This window comes from Brevundimonas sp., assembly GCF_032017145.1.
Taxonomy (GTDB): domain Bacteria; phylum Pseudomonadota; class Alphaproteobacteria; order Caulobacterales; family Caulobacteraceae; genus Brevundimonas.
This window is the reverse complement of sequence record NZ_DALZQC010000158.1, coordinates 1-5,186: the sequence shown is the minus strand read 5'-3', so window position 1 is coordinate 5,186 and position 5,186 is coordinate 1. Positions and strand designations below refer to the sequence as shown.

Sequence of the window (5,186 nt, the reverse complement as noted above, 5' to 3'; positions counted from 1 at the left end):
CGCGCCGACCGCCGCCGGGCCGGCGATGGCCGCCTATTTCGACTGCGTGCGCGACGGCGGCGCAGCGATCTCGGCGCACCGGGCGGTCTCTGCGCCGGACCAGCCCGAGAACTCCATCGCCGCCATCGAGGCGACGGGACGGGCCATTCCCAATGCGATCCTGGAACTGGACGCGGTCCTGACCAAGGACGGGCATCTTGTGCTGATGCACGACGAGACGATGGAGCGGACCACGACCGGGCGCGGGCGGGTCGCGGACCTGACCCTGGCCCAGGTGAAGCGGGCGAGGCTGAAGGCGTCGAACGGCGCCCTGACCCGCGCCGCGCCGCCGACCCTGGGCGAGGCGCTGGACGCCGCCGGTCGCGTGGGCGCCATCGTCAGCATCGACCTGAAACCCGCAGAGGGCGGCGCGACCGTCGATCTGGCGCGCGCGGTCATCGACCAGGTGCGGCGGTCGGGCGCGGCGAACCGCGTCATCCTGATCACCTATAACGACGCCGACGCGCGGGCGGTGGCGGCGATGGCGCCCGAGATGATGATTTCGGCGGGCTTGAGCAGCGTGGCTGATCTGCGCGGACTGAACGCGCCGCAAATCCTGGCCTGGACCGGCACGCGCGAGGAACGTCCGGCGCTGTGGCGCGCCTTGCGAGAGGCCGGGGTCGAGGTCCAGTTCGGCACCCTGGGCGCCGAGGGCGTTCGGCGCGACGACCGCTATGCCGCCGACGGCGACGTGTCGGAATATCGCGACCTGGTTCGCCAGGGGGTGACGGTGATCGCGACCGACACGCCGCTGGCGGTCAAGTCGGTGCTGGGCGCCGAGGTGGCCAAGGCCGCCACCTGTCCACGTCCGCGCTGACCACGCCCAGGTTTGCGCTGCATCAAGGGCGTCGCCCTCGCGATCGGGCAGGAGCGGACGGATGAGCCAGGATCTGACGTTCGATATCGCCGTGGTCGGGGCCGGGCCGGCGGGCCTGGGCTTCGTCCGTTCGCTGGCGGGAGCCGGGCTGTCCGTCGCCCTGATCGAGGGGCAGGCCGAGGCGAGCCTGCGCGATCCGGCGTTCGACGGTCGCGAGATCGCCCTGACCCACCATTCGATGCGCCTGTTGAAGACAATGGGCGTCTGGGACCGGATACCGGCCGATGACATCTCGGATCTGCGTCAGGCGCGTGTGCTGGACGGCGGCTCGCCCTTCGCCCTGACGTTTGGCGCCGGTGATGCGGAGCGGCTGGGCGTGCTGATCCCCAATCATCTGATCCGGCGCGCGTTGTTCGAGGTCGTCGAGAAGCAGGCGGGCGTCGACCTGATGCTCGGACGGCGGGTGGCCGACTGTCGGATCGGGTCTCGGAGGCCGCGCGGACGGCTGACGCTGGACGATGGGACGACCATCCGCGCCGACCTGATCGTGGCGGCCGATTCGCGCTTTTCCTTCATGCGCGACCGACTGGGCGTGGGGGCCGAGATCAATCGGCTGGGGCGGTCGATGATGGTCTGCCGTATGCGGCACGATCAGGCGCACGGCCATGTGGCGACCGAATGGTTCGACCACGGCCAGACCATCGCCCTGCTGCCGGTCGCCGACCCCGAGCAACGGCTGTCCTCGGTGGTGCTTACCCTGGCGGCGCCGGCTATCGCCGACCTGATCGCGCAATCGCCCGATGTCTTTGCATCGTCCATGGAGCGGCGGTTGAAAGGCCGGCTGAGCGGGTTGGAACTGGTCGGCGCGCGCCACGCCTATCCACTGGCCACGACCTGGAGCCATCGGTTCGCGGGCGACGGCTTCGCCCTGATTGGTGACGCGGCGGTGGGGATGCATCCGGTCACCGCCCATGGCTTCAACCTAGGTCTGCGCGGGCAGGAGACGCTGGCCAAGGTGGTGCGAGACGCGAGAGACGCGGACATCGGTTCGGGCCGTCTGCTGGCGCGCTATCAGCACGATCATCGGCTGGCCAGCTGGCCGCTCTATCAGGGCACGAACGCCATGGTGCGGCTGTTCACCCAGGAGACGCCGCCGGCCCGACTGGCGCGCGGCGCGATGCTGCGCGCCGGTCAGGCGACCGCGCCGTTCAAGGCGGTGGTCAAGCGGATGCTGACCGCTTGACAGTTGGCGTCAGTGAACCTTGCGGCCCGCGACCCATGTGCCGACGACCTTGCCTTGCAACCGGCGGCCGTCGAAGGGCGAGTTCTTGGATTTGGAGTGCAGGGCGTCGGCGTCGATGATGACCGGCGCGCCGGGATCGAACAGGATCAGGTCTGCAGGTGCGCCTTCGGCCAGAACGCCGGCGTCGAGGCCCAGCAGGGCGGCGGGGCCTTGGGTCAGGGGACGCAGCACGTCCAGCAGGTCCAGACCATCCTCGTGGTGCAGGGTCAGGGCGGCGGGCAGCAGGGTCTCAAGCCCGATGGCGCCGGGCGCGGCCTCGGCGAACGGGCGGCGCTTGTCCTCGGCCGGGGCGGGGGCGTGGGCCGAGGTGATGACGTCGATCAGGCCGTCGCGCACGGCCTCGATCAGGGCCTGGCGGTCGGCCTCCGAGCGCAGCGGCGGGTCCAGCCGGTAGAAGGTGCGATAGTCGCCGATGTCCACCTCGTTGAAGCACAGGTGGTTGATCGAGACGCTGACGGCGACCTCCAGCCCCTTGGCGCGGGCGCGGGCCAGGGTCTCCAGCGCGCCTTCGGTCGAAATCTGATCGACCAAGAAACGGGCGCCGGTCTGTTCGACCAGGGCCAGATCGCGCTCCAGACCGATGCGTTCGGCGATGGCTGGGCTGCCGGACAAGCCCAGGCGCGTGGCCAGCTCGCCGGCGGCGGCGACGGCGCCTTCGGTCAGCCAGGGATCGGCCGGGCGGCAGGCGATCAGGGCGTTGAAGGCGGCGGCGTAGCTCATCACCCTTTGCAGGGTGCGGCTGTTGACGATGACCTTGTCCACGTCGGTGAAGTACAGAGCGCCCGCTTCGTCCATCAGGCCGATCTCAGCCATGCGCTGGCCGTCCAGCGCCGTGGTGGCGGCGCCGGCGGCGCGGACATTGACCAGGTTCAGCGCCGCGCCGCGACGCTGGATGAAGTCGATCACCGCCGGATCGTCGACGGCGGGGTCTGTGTCGGGCTGGACGACGATGGTGGTGACGCCCCCGGCGGCGGCGGCCAGGCTGGCGGACTTCAGCGTCTCCTTGGGCTCGGCGCCGGGTTCGCCGGTCTTGACGCGGATGTCGATGAGGCCGGGCGACAGGCACAGGCCGTCGGCGTCGATGATCTGATCGGCGGCCAGATCCGGCGCGGCGCCGTGAATCACGCGGGCGATGCGGCCGTCTTCGACCAGAATGGCGCCCGGGCCGTCATAGTCGCTGGCCGGGTCCAGAAGGCGGGCGTTGACGATTGCCAGAGTGGTCATCGTGCGTCTCCCCAACGGGCGGAGAGGGAGGCTAGAACGGCCATGCGGGCGGCGACGCCCATCTCGACCTGATCCTGGATCAGCGAGACGTTCAGATCGTCGGCGACATCTGAATCGATCTCGACGCCTCGGTTCATCGGGCCGGGGTGCATGACCTTGGCGCCGGGCTTGGCCCAGGCCAGTTTCTCGCGGTCCAGGCCCCAGAAACGGAAATACTCGCGCGTGGAGGGGACCAGGGCCCCGGCCATCCGCTCAAGCTGAAGACGCAGCATCATGACGACATCGCAGCCCTGAAGCCCCTCGCGCATGTCGTGGAAGACCTCGCAGCCCCAGCGGTCGGCGTCGCCCGGCACCAGGGTCGGCGGGCCGATCAGGCGCACGCGCGCGCCCATCATCTGCAGCAGGGCGACGTTGGAGCGGGCCACGCGGCTGTGGGTTATGTCGCCGCAGATGGCGACGGTCAGGCTGGTCACATCGCCAAAGGCGCGGTGCAGGGACAACAGGTCCAGAAGGGCCTGGGTGGGGTGTTCGTGGCGGCCGTCCCCGGCATTGACCACCGCGCAGCCGACCTTCTGGCTGAGCAGTTCAGCGGCGCCCGAGGCCGAGTGGCGCACGACCAGAATGTCGGGCTTCATGGCGTTCAGGGTGACCGCCGTGTCGATCAGGGTCTCGCCCTTCTTCACCGAAGACGAGGCGACCGGCATGGTGACGACGTCGGCGCCCAGACGCTTGGCCGCGATCTCGAACGACGAACTGGTGCGGGTCGAGTTTTCGAAGAACAGGTTCACGACCGTGCGGCCGTGCAGCACGTCCAGCGCCTTGGAGGATTGGCGGTTGAAGTCGACGAAGGCGTCGCCCAGCTCCAGCAACTTCGGCGTCACGAACGGATTCAGGTCCGACGCGGCGAGGAAGTGGGGTTTCGGGAACGGGATCAGCCGCTCCTGGATGGTCTGGTCGGTGACGAGGGAGGGCTGGGTCATCGAGAGGCGGCTATAGGCGTGACTCGCCCCAAACGCCAGACTGGCGCGCCCATCACGCGAAGTGGAACAGGGCCAGCAGGATGGGGATGACGACGGCGCTGCCCACGGTGGTCAGGGCGATGACGCCCGCGATCAGGGGCGCGTCGCCGCCCATCTGGCGCGCCAGGACATAGGAGGCCGCCGAGCCCGGCGCGGCGCCGCAGATCAGGGCGATGCCCTGGGCCAGACTGTCGCCGCCCAAGGCCCAGGCTATGAACCACATCAGCGGCGGCATGACGCCCAGCTTGATCAGGGTGACGGCGGCGATGGTCTTGCGGCGGCGTTTGACCTCGGCGAAGGACAGGCCGGCCCCGGCGACGATCAGGCCCAGCGGCAGGGCGGCGGCGCCCAGCAGGTCCATGACCTCGGACAGGCCGGGGATCGAAGGCGCGTGCAGGAAATTCAGCGCCAGACCGATCAGGCAGGCCAGCAGAATCGGGTTGGCGAGCATCGATTTCAGCAAACCCAGAACCGAGGGCTCGCGGTGCAGGGCGCCCCATTTCGCCAGCACGGCGACGCAGGCGATGTTGGTCACCGGAATGATGAAGGCGATGGCCACGGCGGCCAGGGCCGTGCCTTCCGAGCCATAGATCGACTGGATCACCGGCACGAAGACGAAGCTGTTCCAACGGATCACACCTTGGAAGACGCTGGTGTAGGCGGGGCCGTCTAGCTTGATCAGCGGCTTGGCCGCCAGGGTCGCCGCCGCCACGATCAGGGTCGCCCCCACCGCCGCCGCGCCCGCCCCCGTCGTCCCTCGTTGATCGTCTACGACGAGGCCCAC

General features: G+C 69.6%; 5 protein-coding genes. 2 read left to right on the top strand and 3 right to left on the bottom strand.

Annotation, left to right across the window (positions count from 1 at the left end):
• Both RTU05_RS16930 and ubiM read left to right on the top strand, forming a co-directional pair.
• Positions 1-856, top strand: an 856-nt coding sequence (locus tag RTU05_RS16930) for a glycerophosphodiester phosphodiesterase family protein (RefSeq protein WP_312599484.1), incomplete at its 5' end; no start/stop codon positions are given.
• 61 nt (positions 857-917) lie between these two features.
• On the top strand, positions 918-2,099 hold the full coding sequence (gene ubiM / locus RTU05_RS16925) for a 5-demethoxyubiquinol-8 5-hydroxylase UbiM (protein ID WP_312599483.1): 1,182 nt from the start codon (positions 918-920) through the stop codon (positions 2,097-2,099).
• Positions 2,100-2,108: 9 nt separating this feature from the next.
• Here the strand turns inward: ubiM and pyrC are convergent, their stop codons facing one another.
• From pyrC to RTU05_RS16910, 3 genes are all read right to left on the bottom strand, one after another.
• Positions 2,109-3,383, bottom strand: a complete 1,275-nt coding sequence (pyrC, locus tag RTU05_RS16920; RefSeq protein WP_312599482.1) for a dihydroorotase — start codon at positions 3,381-3,383, stop codon at positions 2,109-2,111.
• Positions 3,380-4,363 carry an aspartate carbamoyltransferase catalytic subunit gene (locus tag RTU05_RS16915; protein ID WP_312599481.1) on the bottom strand — a complete coding sequence of 328 codons (984 nt, stop codon included), beginning with the start codon at positions 4,361-4,363 and terminating at the stop codon, positions 3,380-3,382. Before RTU05_RS16915 ends, pyrC begins: the two co-directional genes overlap by 4 nt.
• Positions 4,364-4,415: 52 nt before the next feature.
• On the bottom strand, positions 4,416-5,186 hold a 771-nt coding region (locus tag RTU05_RS16910; protein WP_312599480.1), incomplete at its 5' end, for an AEC family transporter.